Annotated in this window: 18 protein-coding genes; 10 read left to right on the forward strand and 8 right to left on the reverse strand. The window is 39.3% G+C overall.

The window, feature by feature from the left end:
- The first annotated feature begins 391 nt into the window (after positions 1–391).
- Positions 392–1840: a flavin monoamine oxidase family protein gene (locus tag ACQKNS_RS00955; RefSeq protein WP_427642096.1), complete on the forward strand. Its 1449-nt coding sequence runs from the start codon at positions 392–394 to the stop codon at positions 1838–1840.
- A gap of 94 nt (positions 1841–1934) precedes the next feature.
- Here the strand turns inward: ACQKNS_RS00955 and ACQKNS_RS00960 are convergent, their stop codons facing one another.
- Genes ACQKNS_RS00960 through ACQKNS_RS00970 form a run of 3 tightly spaced genes read right to left on the reverse strand, consistent with a single transcriptional unit; the run spans position 1935 to position 5564 of the window.
- Positions 1935–3047, reverse strand: coding sequence for a Ger(x)C family spore germination protein (locus ACQKNS_RS00960; RefSeq protein ID WP_427640758.1), 1113 nt, complete (start codon positions 3045–3047; stop codon positions 1935–1937).
- On the reverse strand, positions 3044–4138 hold the full coding sequence (locus ACQKNS_RS00965; RefSeq protein ID WP_427640759.1) for a GerAB/ArcD/ProY family transporter: 1095 nt from the start codon (positions 4136–4138) through the stop codon (positions 3044–3046). The genes ACQKNS_RS00960 and ACQKNS_RS00965 overlap by 4 nt, the downstream gene beginning before the upstream one ends.
- Positions 4110–5564: a spore germination protein gene (locus tag ACQKNS_RS00970; protein ID WP_427640760.1), complete on the reverse strand. Its 1455-nt coding sequence runs from the start codon at positions 5562–5564 to the stop codon at positions 4110–4112. Before ACQKNS_RS00970 ends, ACQKNS_RS00965 begins: the two co-directional genes overlap by 29 nt.
- A 210-nt stretch (positions 5565–5774) precedes the next feature.
- Between ACQKNS_RS00970 and ACQKNS_RS00975 the strand changes: the two genes are divergently transcribed.
- The 4 genes from ACQKNS_RS00975 to ACQKNS_RS00990 are packed head-to-tail and all read left to right on the forward strand — an operon-like array spanning position 5775 to position 10081.
- Complete coding sequence (locus ACQKNS_RS00975; RefSeq protein ID WP_427640762.1) at positions 5775–7301, forward strand: spore germination protein; 1527 nt, start codon at positions 5775–5777, stop codon at positions 7299–7301.
- Between the two features lie 18 nt (positions 7302–7319).
- Positions 7320–8411, forward strand: coding sequence for a GerAB/ArcD/ProY family transporter (locus tag ACQKNS_RS00980; RefSeq protein WP_427640763.1), 1092 nt, complete (start codon positions 7320–7322; stop codon positions 8409–8411).
- Positions 8408–9493, forward strand: coding sequence for a Ger(x)C family spore germination protein (locus ACQKNS_RS00985; RefSeq protein ID WP_427640764.1), 1086 nt, complete (start codon positions 8408–8410; stop codon positions 9491–9493). Before ACQKNS_RS00980 ends, ACQKNS_RS00985 begins: the two co-directional genes overlap by 4 nt.
- A gap of 36 nt (positions 9494–9529) precedes the next feature.
- On the forward strand, positions 9530–10081 hold the full coding sequence (locus tag ACQKNS_RS00990) for a RidA family protein (RefSeq protein WP_427640765.1): 552 nt from the start codon (positions 9530–9532) through the stop codon (positions 10079–10081).
- A 113-nt stretch (positions 10082–10194) separates the two neighbouring features.
- Here ACQKNS_RS00990 and cysI read toward each other — a convergent pair whose 3' ends face one another.
- Entirely contained in the window at positions 10195–11925 is a 1731-nt protein-coding gene (cysI, locus tag ACQKNS_RS00995) for an assimilatory sulfite reductase (NADPH) hemoprotein subunit (RefSeq protein WP_427640766.1), read from the reverse strand.
- 27 nt (positions 11926–11952) lie between these two features.
- Positions 11953–13767 carry an assimilatory sulfite reductase (NADPH) flavoprotein subunit gene (locus ACQKNS_RS01000; protein ID WP_427640767.1) on the reverse strand — a complete coding sequence of 605 codons (1815 nt, stop codon included), beginning with the start codon at positions 13765–13767 and terminating at the stop codon, positions 11953–11955.
- Between the two features lie 336 nt (positions 13768–14103).
- On the opposite strand from ACQKNS_RS01000, the gene ACQKNS_RS01005 reads away from it, so the two are divergent.
- Entirely contained in the window at positions 14104–15012 is a 909-nt protein-coding gene (locus ACQKNS_RS01005) for a LysR family transcriptional regulator (protein WP_427640768.1), read from the forward strand.
- Positions 15013–15176: 164 nt separating this feature from the next.
- On the opposite strand, the gene ACQKNS_RS01010 is transcribed toward ACQKNS_RS01005, so the two are convergent.
- The 3 genes from ACQKNS_RS01010 to ACQKNS_RS01020 form a co-directional block, all read right to left on the reverse strand.
- Positions 15177–15911, reverse strand: coding sequence for an SDR family NAD(P)-dependent oxidoreductase (locus tag ACQKNS_RS01010; protein WP_427640769.1), 735 nt, complete (start codon positions 15909–15911; stop codon positions 15177–15179).
- 534 nt (positions 15912–16445) lie between these two features.
- Complete coding sequence (locus ACQKNS_RS01015; RefSeq protein WP_427640770.1) at positions 16446–16772, reverse strand: hypothetical protein; 327 nt, start codon at positions 16770–16772, stop codon at positions 16446–16448.
- Between the two features lie 515 nt (positions 16773–17287).
- Positions 17288–17791: a DinB family protein gene (locus ACQKNS_RS01020; RefSeq protein ID WP_427640771.1), complete on the reverse strand. Its 504-nt coding sequence runs from the start codon at positions 17789–17791 to the stop codon at positions 17288–17290.
- 412 nt (positions 17792–18203) lie between these two features.
- On the opposite strand from ACQKNS_RS01020, the gene ACQKNS_RS01025 reads away from it, so the two are divergent.
- The 4 genes from ACQKNS_RS01025 (at position 18204) to ACQKNS_RS01040 (ending at position 23967) form a co-directional block, all read left to right on the forward strand.
- Complete coding sequence (locus tag ACQKNS_RS01025; RefSeq protein ID WP_427640772.1) at positions 18204–19067, forward strand: MerR family transcriptional regulator; 864 nt, start codon at positions 18204–18206, stop codon at positions 19065–19067.
- 468 nt (positions 19068–19535) lie between these two features.
- Entirely contained in the window at positions 19536–20879 is a 1344-nt protein-coding gene (locus tag ACQKNS_RS01030; RefSeq protein ID WP_427640773.1) for an APC family permease, read from the forward strand.
- A 35-nt stretch (positions 20880–20914) separates the two neighbouring features.
- A complete protein-coding gene (locus tag ACQKNS_RS01035) occupies positions 20915–22525 on the forward strand; it encodes an amidohydrolase (protein WP_427642097.1) in 1611 nt (536 codons plus the stop codon).
- Between the two features lie 98 nt (positions 22526–22623).
- The gene (locus tag ACQKNS_RS01040; RefSeq protein ID WP_427640774.1) at positions 22624–23967 is read left to right on the forward strand and encodes an APC family permease; all 1344 of its coding nucleotides are present in this window, start codon (positions 22624–22626) and stop codon (positions 23965–23967) included.
- Positions 23968–23979 lie beyond the last annotated feature (12 nt).

Consider the following 23979-nt stretch of genomic DNA (forward strand, 5'->3'; position numbering starts at 1 on the left):
TTCCCGAAATAAGGCCGCGAATAGCATGCTTCGTTATTTCATCCCATGTTCAAAAAAGCGGAACACTGCTTCCATAACATTCCAAATAAAATTCGGCGCCCTCATAAATCGTAGCCTTTAAATAGTTCGCCCTAAAAAATGCCAGAATATTTCGATAATAAATCAACATATTCATCCTCTGCATCTTTAAATTATCTAATAATTGAGGATTCCACATAAAAGATAAACCTAGAGGAATATGATAGAAGTAAACAATCATGACAAATTAATGAAGATTCTTCATAAATGGTGACCCAATAGGAATAAGATAGCTTAATCCCATATAGGAAGTGTTACAAGAGAGGAGAAAAACACTTTGTCCTTTTTCAATGATCCGCTATCACCCGATCAAATGCTTGCTGTTATCAGAAATGGCCTGGGGCCTTCCCAGATCCCCAAAAAAATCATTATCATTGGTGCCGGCATGTCTGGGTTGGTTGCAGCATCCCTTTTAAAACAAGCGGGGCACGAGGTTACGATATTGGAAGCAACCGGGAGGGTCGGAGGGCGTGTTTTGACCATACGTGAGCCATTTTCAGAAGGTTCCTACCTTGAAGCCGGTGCCATGCGCATTCCGAATTATCATTACTTAGTTGCTGAATACATCAAGAAGTATGGTTTACGAGTCAACACTTTTGTGAATGCGACTCCTAATGATCCCATTTATGCCAACGGAATCAAGACAACCGCTGCCATATATCAACGGAACCCGGATATACTGAGGTACCCTGTAGCTCCGCATGAAAGAGGTAAAACAGCTGAAGAATTACTCAACATGGCAATTAAGCCTGTGACTGACTTCATCCTTCAAAACCCACGTAGAAATTGGGAAATAGTAATCAAAGAGTTTGATAAATACTCCATGAGCTTCTTTTTGCAGTACAATCCGGTAGGAATCAGTCTTTCAACAGGGGCGATCGAAAGCATCAAAGTCCTAATGGGTTTAGAAGGATTTCCGGAACTTTCTTTTCCTGCCATACTTCGGGAGCTTATGCCACTCTTTAATCCAGACATAAAATTCATCGCAATCGATGGAGGAAACGACCGGCTTCCCTATGCTTTTCTACCGGAATTGAAGGATAATCTCAACTTCAGATATGAAGTGACAAAGATCATCCAACATGATAATCAAGTCACCATCCACTCTAAACATACTCAAAGCCAAAACCCCTTAACCGTTACCGGTGACCTTGCCATCGTGACTATCCCGCTTCAATTGTTGCAATTTATGGATATTGAGCCCCGGAATTCCTTTTCCCATAATAAGTGGAAGGCAATAAGGGAACTTCATTATGCTGCATCCACGAAAATCGGACTTCAGTTTACACATAGGTTTTGGGAAGATGAAGGAATCTTCGGTGGTAAATTGACCACTGATTTACCCATCAGATTTTCTTATTACCCCAGCCCAACGGGCAACCAGAATGAATCCGGTCTAATCTTGGCAAGTTATACATGGGAAGATGATGCCACTCTGTGGGATATACTTCCTGAGAATGACCGTATACAACACGCATTGAAAAACTTGGCTAAGGTCCATGGAAAACAAGTATACGATCATTTTTTATCAGGGGCTTCTTATAGCTGGACACTGAATCAGTATTCATACGGTGCTTTCTCCATGTTTAAACCTGGTCAGGAAACGGACTTGTTTCCATACATCCCGACACCTGAAGGCAGGGTCCACTTCGCCGGTGAGCATACCTCAACAGTTCCAGCATGGATTGAAGGAGCCATTCAATCCGGCATCAGGGTTGCACATGAAGTGACGAATCTGCCTAGATCATTCAGAGAGCCATGAATAAAGCTTTTCTTTGGCTAATAAGTAAACGATCAACTATAGAGCATTTACAGAGAAACCTTCCCATTCGGAAGGTTTCTCTGTAAATGCCCATTCACTTTATCCCTCCTTTTGAACCGAAGTCTATGACCCTTAAGTCCACTTCATAATTAATATCAGCTTTACTGAAAATTTCGTCCCATTTCTTTTTATTTTTCTCCCAAAACTTCGGATGCTGATTTTCCACATAACGAAACAATCCTGCTACTCCTGTTTTATATTCATGCTGTAATTTGTATACGACTTTCCCGACATCTTTCTCAACTTCAGCCTCGGCAATCCGCTCAACCTCTTTTAAATAGGCAGCTTCAAATGAATTTTCCTTGCCATACCAATCTTCCGAAAGTCTTCCTGTGTAACCGACTTTAACATTGATCGTTAGATGATCTCCGTTCAATTCCGTCGTGATTTTCCTCCTTGTCCTATTAATCACTTCAACACTTAAAGGCTTACCGTGTTGTACCGCTTCGATTATTCCGCCCTTCAAATTTCCGTTCAACCAATTTAATGCAGCTATATCTTCATCATTCATGACCCCGACCAACTTTGAATTGTTGATCACGCCTGCGCCCTCCAATATTAACTTACCTCCCCTAATATCAACGGCTTGAATGGCAAAGCTTCCATCAGATTGCAAACTTGAGGAAGCTTTGCCCAGTGTTAAAGGGGGGAGAATCTTATTTGTCCTGTTCTCATTATCTTTCAATTCATAAATTACATTTGAAGGGATCTCCCCGTCGCTGGAAAGTCCCAAGATTTCTTTCGTCGGTCTTTTTGTTAAATAAACAAGACAGCTTCTCCTTGTATTATTATCGCGAATTGCCTGATTAATGATCGCTTCCATCGGGATTTTCCTTAATACATCCTCATTAATGAGCATGATACGCTGATGATTGGTTAAAACCGTATTGGTTATGAGCAAAGAATCCCTAATTGCTTCATGCAGCGTTTTGGAACTGACGGTAACATTCTTAAATTTTAATTGAGCCTGATTCTCCGAAACTCCATTACTTGGAGGCACCAGAATTTGCTGGGTTAACATGATTTCGTCTTTCTTTTTCCCTTTATCGATCCCCATTCCCACGACAAGGGATAACTCTTCTATATTTTCACTGTCCCAACAGCCTGCAAGCAACGGAATAAGCAAGATCAACCATAATCTTTTCATCCGCTTCTTCTGCTCCTTTTCACTTGAACGATTACGAATGTAATAATTGGCAAGCCAATCAATATAAAGGGAAATACATATCCCAGCATATCGCTCATTTTAAAAATTTCGATTGTATTTTTAGGGATTTTGGCCAGAAAAAAAACAATTGGAACCAAAACAATAAGGTTCGTTGAATATGAATTGTTGAATATCTTCGTCATGCCTTCTGCCGCGAAGTAATAATAGATCGCATGTGTACAAAAGAACTGAAGAATCCAGGTGATTAAGAGAAACAGCTCTAAACGCTCTATAAATATCCCTTTAACTTCATACGATTGAATGAAGGAAATGGTTGGCCATGTTACAGATTGGACTTCTGGCACAGTCAGTGTACCGACTACCAGAACATATGTAATTACATATAATATCAGCGGAATGAAAAAACCGATTAAAACGCCACTTTTTACCTTATTTTGATTTTTAACGACGCCAAACAAAAAGATGAAAAGTTCAACTCCAAAAAAAGACAAAGTTCCGGAGCCCATTCCTTTCATGACAGGGAGCAATCCTTTTGAAAGAACAGGCTGGAGGTTTTTTAACTCTACTACTCTGAGACTGAACAAATAAATGACCAAGACGATGACTATTGTCAAAGGTAGAAAAAAGACACACGCCTTTGCTATGGCTTTAATTTTACCTGTCAAAAGATGCACACTTGCTAAAATCAAGGTAAGTATCACGATCTCAACCGGGGTTTCCTCCAACAAATAAAATCGGACCATTTCACTCATCGCAAGTACTTCAAAGCTGGCTACGCCTATAAAGTACATCACCAAGACTAATCCTATAAGTTTGGAGAACCACTTTCCATAGGCCTCCTCCATGTATGTGTAATAGTTAACGACCTTATGTTTTTTCAACAGTACAACCAATAGGCAAATCAAAAGGGCAATAGCGATCCCATTAAAAATCAGGACGATCCAACCATCGGACGAATGGATTTTTTCCGTTATCGTTCTAGGAAGCGTCAGCATCCCAATTCCTAACATGGCGCATGAAATGATTCCCGCCAATTCCCCACTAAGAATTTTGCCGTCGGATTGGCTCAAGAGAATTCCCCCCTTTTTTCCGCTTAGGTAACCTTAAGAACGCATCCTGCCAAGTTTTTTTACCGATAAAATCCATTGGTTGAAAATAAGGTTCTTGAAAGCTTGTCAATTTTGACAAATGGCTAATAATGATGATAAAGAATAATGTGGTTCCGTATAAACCTAAAACGGCGGCAAAAATCATCGCGCCGAACCTTAATGCCCTGAACGCCAGTCCAAAACTATATTGTGGTACCGTAAAAGAGGTAATTGTCGTGATCGCAACGATTATGACCATCTGGGAACTCACAATATTTGCCTGAACGGCGGCTTGGCCAATAATGACTCCACCAACCAATCCAACCGTTTGCCCAATGGGTGCCGGTAGCCGGATGCCTGCTTCTCGCAGCAGTTCAATCGTCAATTCCATGATGATTGCTTCTACAAAAGGCGGGAAGGGAACGTTCTCCCTTGTACCTGCTATTGACATGGCCAGTTCTGTCGGAATCAATCCAGGGTTGAACGAGACCAAGGAGATATAAATCCCTGAAAGAAAAACGGTAATAAATAAAGAAAAGTAGCGAAGCACACGTAAAAAAGATCCTGCAACCCATCTTTCATAATAATCATCCGGTGACTGCAGCAGCATCGTCATTGTCGTAGGTGCCATTAATGCAAATGGCGAGCCGTCAACCATGATGACCACTCTTCCCTCCTGCAGTGCAGCCAATACTTTATCTGGACGCTCCGTATTCTGAATTTGCGGGAAAGGAGTAAACGCTGTATCTTCAATTAATTCCTCAAGCATGCCCGAATCTTGTAGATCGGTAGCTTTCACTTCATTTATCCGTTTATTCACTTCTTTTAGCAAAGAATCGCTTGCTTTTCCTTCATAATAGATCAACGCAATTTCCCGCTTTTCCAGCGCCCCTAACTTCTGTTGTTTGACGATTAGGTTGGGATGGTTTGAATATTGCCTGATCAAGCCGAGATTTTCCTGGAGGCTTTCTATAAAGCCCATTTTCGGTCCCCGGACCACCCTCTCCGTAGAAGGTTCACCAAACGTTCGGTTTTTCTCCTTTTCCAGACTCAAGACATAACCATTTGCCATTCCATCTATAAATAAAAGCGTTTTCCCATCAAAAATATGCATTTTCGCTGTTTCATACGTTTCCACATCTTGTTCCCTGACAGAACAGATTTTGGAAATGACCAGCTGTTCGATGGAAACCGGATGCCTTGATTCGACTTGGGCAGCCGATAAATCCAGGACTATCTCATTGAAAGCTGCATAATCCATCGTTCCACTGACAAATACGAATAATCCCGAAATATCATAACCGGGAATGAATATCTGTTTAAAAACTACATCATCCTGCATATCCAATTCAGATTTCAATTTCTCCTGCTTTTGATCCAATTTAATATGCAAGGGTGTGCTTTTCATGGTGAACTCCTTTGGTTATTTGGGGTTTACTTAAGTTTCCACTTTCTTCAATATTTTATTCTAAAAGGAAATGGTGACAGTTTTTATAACTATATTTTTTTCAAAGTATACCCATTTCCTTTAACGAGGAACATTAACATTGTAAATGGTTAATTTGTAATTAAATTGCAAATGCTAGGATAACCAGCTTTAGATTAGAGGTGACAACTTTTGTTCAACCGCGGAAAGTTCAAAAAAAAACCCAATCAACCAAACGATAAAAATGATGAATTAAATAAAGTTTCGGAAGTAAGGGACTTATTCAATACCCTTTCTTCATCCACTGATTTCGTAAACCATCAAGGAACATATAATGGCAAAGGTTATTGGGTATCCTTTTATCGCTCTTTAATCGATGCAAAGGAACTTCACGAAAGTATTCTCTCTGTCATACCGACACTGGAAACGATAAATTTGGAGCAAATTAAGGAAAACGTCCCTATTGAAAATACACTGATTACCAGCACCAGGATTGTAATCGAAGAAAGGATCATGAGAGGCGAAATTGCACTTCGCTTAGATGGAAATCTTGATGAATGTTTATTGATCAATGCTGCGGCCCAACAAGGAAGACAAGTTGAAAAACCTGAACTAGAATTTGGGATCATAAGTGCTCAAGAAGCGTTTGTCGAGGATATTGATATCAATCTGAATCTAGTTAGAAAAAGGCTGCCTATCCCTGGATTGCAAGTAAGTGAAATGACTGTGGGATCCTTGTCTAAAACGAAAGTTGCCGTTTTATCGATCGAAGGAATCGTTGATCAGGAAAATGTCGATAATGTCATACAAAGGATCAATGACGTAGAATTTGATGAAATATTGGATGGGTCCTATCTCGCGCAAATGCTCTATGATAATTCATCTACCTTATTTCCCCTTTTTCTAAATACGGAAAGGCCTGATCGCATCGCAAGTGCACTGGCTGAAGGTAAAGTAGCCTTGTTAATCGATAGGTCGTCCTCAGTACTCATTACTCCAACCATTTTGTTGGAATACTTCATCACCATGGAAGATTATAATATGCCTTGGATTCCGGCATCTGCTTTCCGTTTATTAAGGATATTCGCGGTCGCTTTTTCGATATTTGCCACTCCCATTTATGTTGCCGTGCTGACTTATCACTATGAACTGATCCCGAAAGACCTTTTGGAAACGATTGTCACTTCAAGGAACTTAATCCCCTTTCAGCCATTGATTGAAGCATTATTCTTGGAGATTTCCATTGAGCTATTACGGGAAGCGGCTGCCAGGCTGCCAACGAAGGTAGGTCAGACATTAGGTATCGTCGGGGGTATCGTAATCGGTCAAGCAGCCGTTGTAGCTGGTTTGACCAGTAATATCTTATTGATCATCGTTGCTCTCTCGGCATTGGCATCATTTGTCACGCCTATTTACAAAATGGGTAATGCCATAAGACTGCTGCGGTTCCCCTTTTTAGTGGGAGCCCAAATTTGGGGACTTCTCGGAATTACCATAGCAGCCGTGTTTTTGATGACACACCTTATCAAATTAACGTCGATGGGACACCCGTACCTTGAACCGATATACCCATTTCGCTTGCAAGATTGGAAAGACAGCTTTGTTCGGCTTCCCTTTAATATTTTCAAATCTAGACCTGTAAATTTACGTCCTGATGATATATCCAGACAGCCACAGCCCAAAAAAGCAAGAATCAAAAAAAATGATTTTAATGAATGATTTAAATGAGGGGCCAATATGAACCAAGCTGGAGTTAATGAAAAATATAAGGTGTCACCGTTCTATGTGTTTTTTTTAGTGCATTCCATGCAAACGGGAGTAGGCGTTTTAAGTTTTCAAAGGGTTTTAGCGAAGATAACGGGAACGGACGGTTGGATTTCGATACTATTAGCCGGCCTGATCGTTCATATATTGATTTGGGTCATATATAAAATCTTCAGTATCGTGCCTGGAGATATCATTTCGGCAAATAATCACGCATTCGGGAAATGGTTCGGGAATTTCTTCAGTCTAATATTCATTGTTTACTTTTTGCTCCTTGGGATGACAGTCATGATTAGCTATATTAATGTCATACATGTATGGATGTTTGAAGAGGTAGCATCTTGGGCGTTTGCTTTAGTATTCCTGATCCTGATTTATTATATAAATACGGGGGGGTTCCGTACAATAACGGGAATTGCCTTTTTAAGCGTCATTTTGACATATTGGCTTTTATTTGTCCTTTTCTATGCCATGAAATACTCTGAATTAACCAATTTATTTCCTGTATTCCACCACACTCTATCGGATATATGGAATGGTACCAGAAATACTTCATTAACGATGCTTGGTTTTGAAATGATCATGATGTATTATCCGTTCATTAAAAATGCCAAAACTTCACAAAAATATGCCCATGGGGGGGCCATGACAACAACCTTAATGACCATATTTGTTTATTTGGTTTCACTTGTTTTTTATTCACAAAAACAGTTGCAGCTGAATATATGGCCGACGCTGTCATTGACCAGCATTGTCGAATTGCCCTTTATCCAGCGATTTGAATATATAGAAGTATCTTGGTGGGCCATCGTCATCATACCTAACATGACCATAGCCTTGTGGGCAGCAAGCCGAGGTTTCAAACGCTTATTCAATGTTCAGCAAAAGTATCCATTATGGGGGATGTCCATCATTATCCTGCTAATCAATATATTTGTTTTTGATGTCGATTCCCTATATATACTGAATAAAATAATCAATCCATATGGCGTGCTCTTCCTTGTTTTATACTTGCCTCTTCTTTTGGTCATCATCTATATAAAGAAAATGAGGGAACGCTCATGAGAAAATTATTTCCTTTTATTTTGGCTTTTCCCCTCCTATGGAGCTGCGCCGAACCAAGGGTGGTTGACGAAGTCAATATGTCCCAGGCCATCGGCTACGATATACTCAAGAATGATAATGTCGAAGGAATGTTCGTCATCCCTATCTTCCAACAGGACAAGATAGGTAAATATCAAATTTTAACTGGAGCATCGACGACAACGAGTGATGTCCAGGCTGTCGTTTCCAAAAAAGCGGATAAGCCGGTATTTCTAGGACAGACACGCATCATTTTATTCAGCGAGAAAATGGTTCGTGAAATCGGAATGACAGAACTTACCGATTATCTCTACCGTGAACCACAACTTGGAAACAGGGTCATACTGGCCATCGTCGAAGGAAAGGTCAAAAATGTCATAAATACGAAACCACCAAATACGAATGTGAATATTGGAATCTTTTTATCGGATTTGATCAATCAACAAATTGAAACAGGGAACGGGCCGGATACAAACCTCCATCTTTTTTTAGGAAACGCTCTAGAAACTGGCGGAGATTCTAATCTTCCTTTATTTAAATTAATTAATAATGAAGTTGCGGTTTCTGGAGTGGCCCTATTTCATGAAAATAAGATGGTCAGTAAAGTTCGAACGGAAGATATGTTCATTTTCAAGACATTAGTTCAACATCATAGGCGAGGGATATACAAATTCAAACTAAAAGACAAGAAAAAAAGCGATATTGTAGTGGAAAGTATCCGAAGCGGTTCAAATTATAAGGTATCAGGCTCAGATAAAAATCCCTCGATCACGATTAAGCTCAAAATTAAAGGACAAATCAAGGAATCCATGCGCAGTGACAACCTTACCAATAGAAAGATGATAAAAAAAATTGAAAAGGAAATGGAAGCTGATTTAACCAAGCAAGCAAACCGGCTTATTAAAGATTTCCAGAAAAAAAGCCTTGACCCGATTGGCTTAAAGGAGAAATATCACGCCAAAAATAAAAAAATGACCTATGAGCATTGGAAACAGATTTATCCGGGGATGGACATTCAAGTAGAAACTAAAGTTGACATCCTCCAAACCGGGGTCTCCGAATAATAAATGATTAGAAAAACTTGATAAGGAGCTGACTTTATGAAAAAAAACATGAAATCAGTCATTGCTACTTCAGTATTGGGTTTAAGTTTAATCACAGGAATCTCTTTTGCTTCCGCAGCTAAAGATAAAAATGGATTGAACTCAGATAAAGTGACCTTCTTTGGCTCCCCTACTTCTGAGATTTCCAGTTCGGTTGCTATACCTCAAAGTTATAACCGGTTATTGTTTAGCGGAACAGTCCCTCCTCTTTTAAACAAGGAAGGAAAAACCACTTATGAGAGATATGGCAATACAGAAAGACAGGCTATCGGAATCTTAGAAAAATTAAAAGCAGATTTGAAAGCTAAAGGACTTTCCCTCGCTGACGTAACCTATCTTCGTGTATATGTCGCGCCAGATCCACACAAAGGAGAAAAGCCAGATTTTCAAGGTTGGTTTGATGCCTATGCCCTGTTCTTTAATACAAAAGAAAATCCAGTAAAAACAGCTCGTTCTACAGTAGGGGTGCAAAGTCTGGCTTCGCCGGATTATCTTATTGAGATTGAAGCAGAGGTAGCCTATAAAAATAACAGCAAGTCAAAAAAATAGACGATGAGAGCGAAAAGTCATATTTAAATACCGGTGTTCCAGGATTAGTACTACGGAAAACTATTGAATTCAAAAAGAGACAGGAATTTATACCTGTCTCTTGCTGAATTTAATCAATCATGAAAATTCATTCCATCCGTCACTTCTTTAACAATGCCCGCATTGATGACAAAGTCTCCGAAATGCTCTCCTTGCTGACGTTCTTTTGCATACCGGGAAAGAAGTACACGCAACTCTTTCAATATCTCATCTTCACCGATGTTTTCACGATACATTTTGCTTAATCGGCTTCCGTCGAATGCAGCACCTAGATACATATTGTATTTGCCAGGTGCCTTACCGATAAAACCTATTTCCCCTAGTGCATGCCGGGCACAGCCATTCGGGCAACCGGTCATGCGTATCGTGATTTCTTCGTTTTTCAGCCCGTTTTCATCTACGATGGCCTCTACTTTATCAAGCAGAACCGGCAAATAACGCTCTGCTTCTGCCATTGCCAACCCGCATGTAGGAAGCGCCACGCATGCAATCGAACTGCGTCGGAGCGCCGAATGATGTGCACCATCCGTCAAACCGTATGTTTCAAGCAATTCTATGATTTTTTTCTTCTTCTGACTTGACACATCTGCAATGATCAGGTTTTGATTGGCCGTCAAACGGAAATCACCGGTATGGATCTTTGCGATTTCACGCAATCCGGTCATCAGCTTGTAATCATTGGAATCGGCAATTCGGCCACCCTCGACAAATAATGTAAAATGCCATTTTCCTTGCATGCCTTTTACCCATCCATAGCGGTCACCATTATTATCAAAATGATAGCTTCTCGCTTCATCCAGCTTCCATTCTAGACGATTTTCCAATTCTGCCTTTACCGTTTCGAGCCCAAGCCTGTCGACCGTATACTTGAACCGTGCATTTTTCCGTACGGAACGGTTTCCGTAATCACGCTGAATCGTAATGACCTTTTCAGCAACATCCAGTATTTGATCAGGGGTGCAAAAGCCGATTATTTTGGCTAGTTGGGGATATGTCGCCTTATCACCATGGCTCATTCCCATACCACCACCTATCGCCACATTAAAACCAATGAGTTTTCCATTTTCAACAATTGCTATGAAGCCAAGATCCTGGGAGTAGACATCAATGTCATTGGATGGAGGGACCGCAATGCCTATTTTAAACTTCCTTGGCAAATAAAACTTTCCGTACATTGGTTCTACTTCCTCCAATTCAGGAGTACCGACCACTTTTTCTTCATCCAGCCAGATTTCATGGTACGCCCTTGTACGTGGCAATAGATAATCACTCAACTTTTTCGACCATTCATATACTTCGGAATGGATTTCGGATTGAAATGGAATTGAATTGCACATTACGTTCCGGTTTACATCTCCGCAAGCAGCGATTGTATCCAGCATGGAAGCATGGATTTCCTGAATGGTCTTTTTCATATTCCATTTTAAAATACCATGCATTTGAAATGTTTGTCTTGTGGTCAATTTCAAGGTCCCATTACCGTATTTTTGGGCAAGGTCATCCATAACAAGCCATTGAGAAGGCTGTGCCACCCCGCCGGGCATACGGACACGCAACATAAACTGATAGGCAGGCTCCAGTTTTTGTTTCTGACGCTCATTGCGTAAATCCCGGTCATCCTGCAAATAACTGCCGTGATGCTTCATTAGTCGATTGTCATCATCCGGAATACCGGCACTAATCCGATCTTGCATTACTTTTCCTAGCGTCCCTCGCAAATAATCGCTTTTGTGTTTAATTTGCTCAACATCACTAGGCGGGCCTTCTGGTGCTTTCAATAGTGCTTTCAATAGTGGGTTCACCATGTTGTTATCTCCTTTTCCTCTAAATTTTCAGTACACATCACGTTGATAGCGTTTATTTTGTTGCAATTCTTCAAGATAAGCTTGCGCATCAGCATGGCTCATATTGCCTTCTTTTTCAATGATTTCAATAAGCGTATTATGGACGTCATGTGCCATGTTTTTCTCGTCACCGCAAATGTATACTGCCGCCCCTTCTTGAAGCCATTCATATAATTCTCCACTGTGCTCGCGCATCCGGTTTTGAACATACACTTTTTCATCAGTATCACGTGAAAAGGCAACATCCATTTTCGTAAGTACGCCTGTTTCCAACCACTTTTGCCATTCAGTCTGATAAAGGAAATCCGTCACGAAATGCTGATCGCCGAAAAAGAGCCACGTTTTCCCTTTCGCTTCCGCTTCTTCGCGATCCTGGATAAAGGATCTGAATGGAGCTATGCCCGTTCCCGGTCCAATCATGATTATTGGAGTGTCTGGGTTCTTTGGCTGCTTGAAATTCTGGTTATGCTGAATGTAAACAGGCAGCATGTCCCCAGGCTGTAATCGGTCTGCACATAAAATGGAGCAGACACCTTTTCTATCGCGTCCGTGACTTTCATACCGGACAGCTCCGATTGTCAAATGCACTTCATCCGGATATGCGGATAAGCTACTCGCAATTGAATATAGGCGTGCTGGAATTTTCCGGAGAATTGATACGAATTCTTGGGCCGATTCACCCCATGAGCCAAAATCACGGATAAAATCAAGCAAATCACGGCCTTCACGATATTCCTTTAATCTGTCTTCATTACCCGGCACTAAAAGTTCCTTTAAATCCTCGTTATCTGATAGCTGGGCCGCTTGTTCAATGAGGGATTTTGTCAAAACCGTAATTTCAAAATCGGAGATGAGCGATTCCCTAAGCTGACGAACTTCTCCCTGCTTATTGACCTTCACGGTTTCTTCTGGGTCCCAATTGAGTTCTTTAAGAAGCATATCCACCAAATCCGAATCATTTTTCGGATAAACGCCAAGGCTGTCTCCAGGTTCGAATGTAAGACCAGAGCCCTCAAGAGATAACTCGAGATGATGTGTCTCTTTATTGGAGCCACGACCGTTCAGGTTTATATTTTCAAGCACTTCCGCTTTAAACGGATTTGTTCTTGAATACGTTTGTTCACCTACTGGAGCCATCGTTGCGGGAACTGCAGCAACAGAACTGCCTTGCCCTTCATTTAAACTAGAAATGACTCCTTCCAGCCATTCGGAAGCAGGCTCATCATAATCAAGGTCACAGTCCATTCGCGGAAATAACCGTGTCCCGCCAAGTTCCTCCAACCGTTTATCGAATTGTTTTCCCGTTTCACAGAAAAACTCATATGAGCTGTCCCCAAGCGCCAAAACTGAAAAGCGGAGACCTTCAAGGCTTGGTGACCTCCTTCCATGAAGGTACTCATGGAAAGATAATGTATTATCCGGCGGATCACCTTCCCCATGCGTGCTAACGGAAATGAGGAGATTTTGGACTTTTTTCAAATTGTTGAATTTAAAGTCACTCATGGATGAAATGGTAACCTGAAAGCCATTACCCTCAAGCTTACTCGCCGCATTTTCTGCCAGCCCTTGAGCATTGCCCGACTGTGAACCATAAAGTATGGTCACTTCTTTTGATACTGTCTTTCCGCTGCTTTGAGCTTCCATTACCGGAGCGTCGGCTGAACTCATATTCGAAACTGACAAAGTTGCAGTCAGATAACCGCTCAACCAAACTTTTTGTGTTTCTGTCAAGCTAGGCAGGAGGCTGTTAAGGCGCTCTGCCTGCTCATTATTAAAGGGACTGTTACTTACCTGAAGTTGCACGATTTCCACCTCACAAAGGGATATTAACTTATCTTAGTTGACACTTTGGTATAACGAGTGGGTTAAACATTTTTCTTTCCATCCATAAAATAATTAACTCGTTTACTCCTATAGACGAAGTCGGTTTTAAATCCAAAAAAAATTGAAAATACAGTCTTATAGGTTCATAGCACGCTACAAATAAAAAATAAGGTTATAAAGGACCTTAACCATCCCCAGCTTATACTCTTCCTAAAATAAGTTTCTCATTAAAACTTTACTGGAAGGCACATCATTAGTAAAATATATATAATTTATTGTAACTATTAAGAATATTAATAATAAGGGGAAATTTCTATGTACTATGATGCTCTAAAAACATTTGTGACCCTTGTGGAAGTCAAGAATTTTACAAAAACAGCAGAAATGCTTCTTATGTCGCAACCAAGTGTTAGTTTGCATATAAAAAAATTAGAAGAAGAGTTCCAAACCAAATTATTTCTCCGTTCTCCTAAATTCCTAAAAGTCACCTTAACGGGAGAAATTCTTTACGACCGGGCCAAGCAAATGATCACAATCTATGAACAGACCAGACAAGACATTCAGGAACACGATAGGTCCATCAAGGGCGAATTGAAGATAGGAGCAAGTTTTACAATAGGAGAGTATATCCTTCCTTCTTTACTCATCGACCTTCAAGAGGACTATCCTGAGCTTGAACTTCAAGTCGTAATCGGAAACACGGAAGAAATCGTTCAAGCCGTTCGGCTATACGAAGTGGATATTGGTTTAATCGAGGGGCAAACTAATGAAAAAGAGCTTTCTGTTCACCCATTCATGCAAGATGAGCTATTCATTGTATCTTCTAACAACCATGAACTCGCTAATAAAGACGAAGTCGAGATTACTGATTTACATGACCAGGCATGGGTAACAAGGGAAGTTGGATCAGGGACACGTGAGTACCTTAACCACGTCATACGTTCAAATGGATTGAAAATTAAATCGATACTCACGATAAGCAGTAATCAAGGAATTAAAGAAACACTTATAAAAAACGGCGCAGGGCTAGCTCTGCTTTCCCGAAGTGTGATAGAAAGGGATGTACAAAATCAAATCCTCTCTATTATTCAGGTGAAAAAAGAATCCTTTAACAGAACACTTTCGTACGTCTATTCCCCAATTATGGAAGATAAAAAGAATGTCAAAACTTTTATAACTGAATTAAACAAAAAATGGCCTATGAAAGCAAAGCCCATAGGATGATCATTGAGAAAAATGCTCGCTTATTAATGCTGTATGAAAACCCATTGATAGGGTGATAGCTAAGTTTAGAAATTAAAATCGATCTAAAAACTAATATAAACAAGGGCAACGTGTAATTCTTCTACCTGTAACCTTAAGAACCTGTTTATTTCCAGGAAGCAGAACTATCTTAGATATCCTCCATTATTAATATCAAACGTTGCGCCTGTATAATGTTTGGCTTTATCTGATAATAAGAAGACGACAGTATCAGCCACATCTTCTGGGAGGACAGGTGTATGGATAAGTTGGTGACTTACATACTCCTCTTTTCTCCATTCAGGTATAGTACCCATCATGGGAGTATTAACCATCGTTGGAGCAACAGCATTAACTCGGATGAATGGTGAAAAATTCATGGCACAGCTTTTCGTTAAACCTAATATGGCAGCTTTTGATAACCCATAGATTGCATCTGAACTGCCCTCTATTCCTGACACTGAAGACATATTAACGATAACTCCCTCACTTTGGGCATGGAACAATCTTTTGCCGAACATTTGTGTGAGATAAATAAACCCTTTAACGTTTATATCCAGGACTTTATCAATTTCATTTACTTGATAATCCAGTATATTTTTCGCCAAATAAATTCCAGCATTATTCACTAAACCATATACATCAGAATGCTCTGCTTCAACATATACAAAAAATTTAACCACCTCTTCATGATTAATTACATCTAACTGATATGTATGCAGGGGATATCGATCGTCCATTGACAGCATTAAATCATTTAAAGAATGTTGATTAATATCGCATGCAAGTACTGAAGCCCCCTCAAATAAGCATTGTTTCACTATTTCCTTTCCTATACCAGAAGCTGCGCCTGTTACGATTACTTTTCTATTCTTGAGCACTTATTAAAGCTCCTCTCTATCTATTCTTTACTGCTATTAACTAAATTGTACCATGAGAGTTACCCATTAACATTGTCAACTCTCCTAAAAGGCCTTCAGATTTCCAAAATTACCCATATTAAACGATCCATTGATCGGCCCTTTTTAATCATCATAAATAACTTTATCCATATTTTGTTTCAGTTAATATATTTTTGCTTTTTAATATTGCGTGAATGCTTGTCCAAATAAGTTGTATATAAATAAAAAATTTGTTTAAAATTGTACTTTTATGAACGCAAACGATAAAAACAACAAAAAGAAAGCCTGAAGCGTTTTCGCTCCAGGCTAATTCTATATATTATAACTTTTAGAAAGCAGCAGTAAACAAAAATGCAATTTTAAAAAATTGTTTACTTTTCTATTTTTAAAATCATTCCTGCAACAAGGAAAAGAGCCAAACCTTTGGTAAACATAGATAAAGCTCTTGGATCTTTTTGTTAACTTAGGATTCAGTCGAGATACGTGTAGTTCCTGCTATAAAGTGTATTGTAATCATTTTTTCTGTTTCTTTGATTGTTTAGTTAATTCCACAAGTGTTGTAACGCAACCTGATTGTAAATTATCAGTAAATGTAACTTCACCTCCAATAGTTAGAGGTACTTTAATCGTTAGATTTCTATTATTAGGATCTAAACTAGCTTCTAGTTCACAGTTTCCACAATCAATGAAAGAATCTACAAGTAAGCGAGAACTTAAATTGTAAATAAGAGTTAAACAAATTGGTTGAGTTAAACCTTTTATCGTACAAGTCATTTTATCGTCATCTCCTTTTCTCTTTACTGCTAAAATGTCTAACATGAGAAATTTGAGCTTTGTCAAATGTCCCTCGTAAAGAGCATTTTAATCCTATATTCTATGAATATATGGACAATCTGTTTGTGCTTAAAAGGAAAATAGTGTAGAGGACTAAGCCTTTTCAGAATCGGAAAATACATGTCCCCTTAGAACGCTCTATTTTGCGTTTTAAGGCAATTCTCCTTTCTAAAAGTTACAAGTTCTAGAGGCTTTACCTTCGTTAGTTGCAATAAAATTCGCGAATTAACTTCAGGTGAATACAGAAGAAAAGCTACCCCAATAGGGTACGAAAATGATTCGATGAGTTAGAGGTCATTATGGTAGTAAATACCATTGAAACAATTTTGATAAGTGTATTTGAGACTCTTTAATGCCTTGATGGTGGGGTTTTAAATTGCCGTCCAGCTATGCTGAATTAATTATAAGGAAAAAAAGCAACTATTAAATATCCCAATCTCTCAGTGATATAAATGAGAAATTGGGATATTTAAAAATTAGAATCTGTCTGTTTCTTTAACTCTATAAGGCAGCACCTGTTTTTAAAGTGGTGGATGTTGTACACCTAGATGAATCCAATCTTCTTTTGGCGGTCCATAAACCCCAGAAGGTTTTATTCCTGCTTGGCGCATCAGAACCGTAACTTGTCCGCGATGATGAACAATATGCTTGATTAGACCCATAAGAATGGAAGCATTTGTTTCCTGTCTTCCAAACGCTTCTTGTGTTTGTTCAAGGGATTCGTCTGTCCATTGCTGTTCAATAATTGCGGCAGCATGAGAACTTACATTTTTAAAAGTGATAGCAATTTCCTGGGCTGAAGATGGGACGTTTACTGAACTTTCTATCCGGTCTATCTTGAACCCGAAATGAGCTAGATAATCTGGGATATTCGTGGTGAAATGCCATGCAATTCTTCCTAAAGTGCGACCTTCGGGATAAACTTGTTGTGCTAATGAATCATCAGTCAAACTATCCAAAACATTTTGGGTCAGTATCGCTTCTTTATTCCACTCTTTAATAAAATCCGAAATTGTACTATACATATAATACCTCCCCTTTTTCGATAGGTAATACTTTCTCAAAGCACATTATAAAACATACGTTCCCTCATTACAAATTCCTGATGCAATCCAGTTCCTTTTGAAACTAAACTTTTATTCTTTACCCTCATCCAACTTTATCACGCTTTATACAAGTCACCAGGAAAAATGTTGAACTGGGTTTTGCTACGTCAAAAGAAAACAATTTTTGCTATTCCATCCTTCAGGGTTGTAATGGTAAGCCCACGTCCATAAAATTGCAGCTCAACCTTTCCGTCCTGTATTCGACTTAAACCTGGAAGTGGAATGCAATCATCCTACTATTGGCTATACACAACAAGAATCACTACTTTATAATAAGAGAAAATCATGTTATTAATATAGATAAATTCTGTGTTGGTTAGGAGAAAAAGCCATGCAAAATAAGCTGAGTATAGGAGAAATGGCGAAGTTGCGAAGTGTAACGGTAGATACATTGCGTCATTACGATAAAATTGGATTGCTAAAGCCCTATCATATTGATCCTGAAACTGGCTATCGTTATTACTCCATTTCCCAGTATGAAGTTCTCGGAACGATAAAAGAATTAAGGGGAATCGGGTTTTCCTTAGGGGAAATCAAGCAATTTCTTACGAATCGCAATGTCAAAAAGTCGGTTCAATCACTTCAAAAATCAATGGCCGATATACAGGAAGAGATTAAGAAATTGCAAGATATCCATAATATATTGATGACACGATTAAACAATATTGAACATTTCACCAACAGTTACAGGAATTCGGATATCGTGATAAAACAATTTGAAGAACGGGAATACATCCAGCTAGCCAGGCCGGTAAGTTGGGGGGATACAGAAAATCTGTACCTTGGATTCTTGGAGCTCGAAAACAGGATAGGTGGAATCATTCCTGCATTGGCCAGCAATAAATTTGGAGATTTCATCAAGAAAGAGTACTTTGATATTATTCTTCAATCATCTGACTTTTCCGGTAACCTAAGTGACTATAAATCTCAATTATTCATTCTTGTTCAAGATGGAGAGTCAGAGCAACTAACCCAAAAGATTGAAAAAGGGCTATTTTTATGTTCCTATTATGGAGGACTCACAAGGGAGAAAATGCTAACCCAGCTTAAAAAGCTACTCCATTATTGTGATACTCATGGCTATGTTATTACTGGTGATGCCTTTCGAATCATGCAGGTTGACGTTTCTCTGACTGATCAATATGATGAAGCTTATTATGAAATACAAATTCCGATTCAGGAAAAAGTAAACTAGAAGTGAGCAGCCCTCGAAATGAAAGTATTATCATTTCAGGGCTGTTTTTTTGTATTGTAACTGTTTACTCTGGTGTTAGACGAGACTTTATAATGGATTTATACATACAGAATGGAGTGATGCTTTCCTATATGAAGCAGCAAGGAATTATTTGAAAATATCATTTTGTTTTTAAGGAGTGATGCCATTCATTAAAAAGTTTAAAATCAAAAAAAGACAATGCCGTTTTGATCGTGTTCCTGTCTTTTTCCTACTCTTCATTACCAACTCCCCTATGCGGCTAATTAGAGGACACACAATAGAGGAATTATGAAAACGCTTAAACAGCATCCAATCATAGAAGCTGTCTCCGTTCACAAGTTGAATTAAACTTTTCGAATATATACGGAATTCTAAATTTAATATTCGGAATAATCTATCAATTAGCGTAGTGACCGTTAGCAATTAATTTAAAAGGAGGATTGATTTATGGAAAATACGAATTCAGCAACTCTAAAACGTACTCTCACTTTGAAGTATGTCGTCTTTTTTGGATTGGCTTTCATGGCTCCAAAAACGTTTTTCTCCACCTATGGGGTCGCTGTACACAGTACCGACGGAATGGTGCCAACGGCTTATGCCATTGCTTTAGTTGTCATGTTATTTACAGCTTATAGCTATGCCCAATTAGTGAAAGCGTTTCCGAACGCAGGAGCAGCATATACGTTTACGCAAAAATCCATAAGCCCGCATCTTGGGTTCATCGTTGGTTGGACAATCATCATTGATTATATATTTAGCCCGATGATCAGCGCCCTAATCGTCGGAATTTCACTGAAAGCTTATTTTCCATCACTTCCGATGTTTGTTTGGATCATTTTATTTATTGTGGTTATTACCGCTGTCAACATTCTTGGCATTAAATTAGCAGCGAAACTTAATACGTATATGCTTTTCTTGCAATTTTCATTGTTTGCACTATTTTTTATTTTGTGCATTAAAGGGCTTCTTGCCGGAAAAGGAACAGGGACATTATTTTCAACCCTTCCCTTTTATGACTCTGAAATTAGCGTACCTGCTCTTCTTTCTGTCATCCCTATTCTATGTTTTAGCTTTTTAGGCTTTGATGCAGTAACTACATTGTCAGAAGAGACGAAGGATCCTAAGAGAACATTGCCAAAAGCGATTTATTTCATAACAATGATTGGCGGTTTTTTATTTATCACAGGTTCTTATTTTGCACAACTAATTTTTCCAAAGTTTCATTCTTTCAATAACCCTGAATCCGCCTATTTAGAAATCGCGATGTATATTGGCGGAAACATTTTTGTGAGCTTCTTTGTTGCCGTGGGGCTAACATCCACTACTGCTTCAGCCGTTGCATCGGGAACGAGCGCCTCCCGTATTTTGTATGCGATGGGAAGGGAAAATGTATTGCCGAAAAAAGTCTTCGGCTATCTTTCCCCTAAATACCGGACACCTGTGTTCAATATTTTACTCATTGGTGTGGTTGCGTTAAGTGCTCTTTTCTTAAATCTTACGACAGCTGTATCGTTTATTAGCTTTGGAGCGTTTTTTGCCTTTTTCTTTGTGAATCTTTCGGTTGTTTCTTACTATTTTCTTCAAAAGAAGCAGAGGTCTTTTAAAGGAACGGTTCAATATTTGATTATCCCGCTTACTGGTGCTGCATTAATTGGATTGTTTTTTATAAAACTAGATAAACATTCACTAATGCTAGGTGGAACTTGGCTTCTAATCGGTTTTATTTATCTATTAAACTTAACAAAAATGTTTAGACAACCGCCTCCTGAGCTTGCCTTTGAAGAAGCTTAATAATGAAGCTAAATAAAAGAAGGGATTGATTGATGATGAGTCAACGACTAGCTGACATAATTATTTCAAGCAATACTGTATTTACTGGTCTTTCCGACCTACCTGCACCCGCTTCCATTGCGATCATGGACAACAAAATTATTGCGATTGGTTCTGACGAAGAAATAAAAAAATACGCGGGTGAGCACACGAAAATCCACCAGTTTATGGACCAATTAATAATGCCGGGATTCCATGATTTCCATCTTCATATTATGCAAGGTGCCGTTGCCCTCAATAGTGTCAATCTGTTTGCAGCTCGTTCAGAAGATGAAGCGCTAGAAATGATCTCTGAATTCGCTGAGTCAAAACCGGAAAATCAATGGGTAATCGGATTTACATGGGATGCAGGTTATTGGGATACACAACAATTGCCGGCTCGGCACTCATTGGATCGAATTCTCCCTAAACGGCCAGCACTCATGTTTCACGCAGAAGGCCATTATGCATGGGTGAATACGAAAGCATTGGAAATTGCAAATATTACTCGTCATACGGAAGATCCTTCTTATGGCATTATAGGAAGAGACGAAAATGGAGAACCCAATGGTATATTATTTGAAAAAGCAATGGATGCAGTTATCCGTCACGCATTCAATTTTTCAAATGCATATAAGAATGAAATCTTCTCTAATTTCTTGGCACACACCGCAAGTTTAGGGATCACAGCTGTCAATGATTTACATGGTTTAAAAACAATAGAATCACTGGATGTTTTCAAAGAATTTGAAGACAAAGATAAATTAACAACACGTATTCATTTATGGCCTGCTTTAAATGGCGATCTTGAGCACTCCAAACACTTACGAGAGACGTATCAATCGGATAAGCTCCGTGTGTCTGGGCTGAAACAATTTATCGATGGCGTCATTACCGCCCGGACAGCTTATTTACTCGAGCCATATGCGGATCAACCAGAAACACGCGGTGAAACGTCTTTCCCTCCTGAAACGATTAATAAATGGGTCGTTGATGCCGATAAAGAGGGCTTCAGCATTCGTTTTCATGCGATTGGAGATGGAGCAATCCGTCTAGCTTTAGATTCTTATGAAGAAGCACAAAGAGTGAACGGTAAGCGAGATTCACGTCATTCCATTGAGCATATTGAAGTGATTCATCCAGATGATATCCATCGTTTCAAAGAGCTTGGTATAACTGCTTCGATGCAGCCAGATCACTTGGCGATGTCAGAAAGAGGAGTTTACATCGAGCGAATTGGTACAGAACGTGAACAGCATGTTTTCTCGATTAATGCCTTGCAAAAAGCCGGAGCGAATTTGGCATTTGGAACGGACTTCCCCATTGATATCCTTAATCCGCTTCTACAAATCTATCGTGCAGTAACGAGAATCGATAGCAGCGGAAAAACGGTATGGCATCCACATGAGCGCATCACACTTGCCGAAGCATTGAAAGCTTATACAGCCGGTCCCGCTTACGGTGCATTTAGAGAGCAGGAATTAGGAACATTGGAAGTAGATAAGCTTGCCGATATTGTAGTTTTAGAACGAAATCTCTTTGAGGTACCCGTGGAAGAAATATCAGATATTAAGGTACAGTTAACGATTGTGGATGGAAAAGTAGTTTATGATATTCTGGGGCAATAATAAACGGCTTCAAATTTAGATGCTCCACTAATGAGCGCCTTTATCACCTAATGTTTACTTTTTATTGAAGTAGCCATTTAAATATGGGGGACTGATATATGAATAACACAAACTCACCAACTTTAAAACGTACACTACCATTAAAAAATGTCGTGTTTTTTGGTTTGGCCTTTATGGCTCCAACTACTTTATTTTCAACATATGGAATAGCTGTTCAAAGCACGAACGGGATGATTACAACCGCTTATATCGTTGCCTTAATCGTTATGCTATTTACAGCATACAGCTACGCGCAAATGGTTAAAGCCTTTCCAAATGCTGGCGCTGCCTATACGTTTACGCAAAAATCCCTAAGTCCTCACATTGGTTTTCTCGTAGGTTGGACCATCATACTGGATTATATGTTCAGCCCAATGATTAGTGCTCTATTGTTAGGAATTGCAATGAAGGCCTATTTCCCTTTGATTCCTATGTACATTTGGATTATTCTATTCATCGTCACGGTTACGATAATAAATATTCTTGGGATTAAGATAGCAGCCAAGCTTAATACGGGGCTTCTATTCTTGCAATTCGGAACACTTGCGTTGTTCACGATTTTTTCAATAAAGGGTCTTTTAAATGGTCAAGGAGCAGGAACGCTTTTTTCTATCCTCCCATTTATTGATGCAAATATAAATATGCAGGGCTTCATGTCCATAATTCCTATTTTATGCTTTTCCTTTTTAGGATTCGATGCAGTGACGACTCTTTCTGAAGAAACGAAAAACCCCCGAAAATCTATACCTAGGGCCATCTATCTTGTAACAATCATTGGTGGAGTATATTATTTTATCGGTTCATATTTTTTACAGCTTGTCTGGCCAGACTACCAATCATTTAAAGCCCCGGAATCTGCCTATATGGAAATTGCCATGTATATCGGGGGTAATTTTTTGATAAGTTATATTCTTGCTGAAGGAATCATGTCAAGCTTTTCATCTGCCATTGCATCGGGAACAAGTGCTTCACGTATTTTATATGCAATGGGACGTGAACGTGTACTTCCTGCCAAAGTATTCGGATATCTTTCTCCTAAATTTCGTACACCTGTTTTCAACATATTGATTATAGGGGGCGTAGCTTTAAGCTCTCTGTTCTTAAGTCTTACGACAGCCGTTTCTCTGATCAATTTTGGTGCATTATTCGCTTTTACTTTCGTTAACTTCTCGGTTATCGCTCACTATTATTTCCGGAAAAAACGGCGTTCTTTAACGGGGACGATCCGGTACCTTATCATTCCGTTAATTGGTGCTTCTTTGACAGGTTTCTTTTGGATAAAGTTAGACATCTATTCGCTAATGCTAGGAGGAACTTGGTTTGCGATCGGATTTGTGTACCTTCTAAATCTTACGAAAATGTTTAAACAACCGCCTCCTGAGCTTGCCATTGAACAAGCTTAATAATATGGAAGC

It is taken from the genome of Peribacillus sp. NPDC094092 (assembly GCF_050279365.1).
GTDB lineage: Bacteria > Bacillota > Bacilli > Bacillales > DSM-1321 > Peribacillus.